The sequence below is a fragment of the Niveispirillum sp. genome (assembly GCF_052437035.1).
Taxonomy (GTDB): Bacteria; Pseudomonadota; Alphaproteobacteria; order Azospirillales; family Azospirillaceae; genus Niveispirillum.
On record NZ_JBQVOH010000038.1, the window covers coordinates 1 to 823 of the forward strand.

1 pseudogene is annotated in these 823 nt (G+C 67.0%); it reads left to right on the forward strand.

The annotated features are described in order from the left end of the window. Window positions 1–346: pseudogene (locus tag ACT6Q8_RS25545) on the forward strand (hypothetical protein); the annotation flags it as partial. Window positions 347–823 lie beyond the last annotated feature (477 nt).

Genomic DNA, 823 nt, shown 5'->3' on the forward strand with positions numbered 1-823 from the left:
GGTCCAGACGCTGACGGCGCGGGTGCAAACCCTGCCGGGCGAGGCTGATCCCGACAAGGGCCTCGTTATCCAGCAAGGGCCGCTGCAAGGGGCCATGGTGGCGCAACTCACGCCGGCCCTGGCGGATCGACTTGGCGGCGATCCTTTCGCCACCGGGGTGGTCGTGCTCGGCGTCTCCGGTCGAGGCTATGCGGCCAGCGTCTTCCGCCAAAACGATTTGCTGATCGCGATCAACGGCCGTCAAATTTCCACAGCCGCTGACGCTCAGGCCGCCAGCGCCGGTCGCGGCCCGTGGGAGGTGGTCATCAATCGCGGCGGTCGGCAAATCCGAGGCGTTCTGCGCTAGGCCGCTCCGCCATTGGACGCGAAAAAAGGTGTCCGATGTGTCCGATCTGTCCGACAGGTTTTGTTTTCTAATGAGAAATGGCCGGACGCCGATCGGACTGTCCGCCGGCCGCCGCGCTCTGCTCCTTCTGTGATGTCAAAGACCGGGCGTCATTATAGGCCCCTCGGGAGGGGCGCCGGGTAGTTCGGCGGGCGAAGCCGCAAGCCGTTGAACCACGAAGCGGGTTTTCGCGACGTTGGACGAGAAGCCCTGGGATGGCCGGCAGGCGGAGGGTTGGGGATCAAGCGGGGCGAGGTCTCCCGCCGACCGGACCGGGGAGAGCCTGATCGTCTCAGCCCTTCGTTGGCCCGCCGATCGACCAGGTATGGCCGAAGGGATCGCGCAGGACGCCGTAGCGGTCGCCCCAGAACTGGTCCGCCATGTCGAGAACCGGTTCCGCACCCCCGACGGTCAGGGCGCGGGTCCACCAGGCGTCCG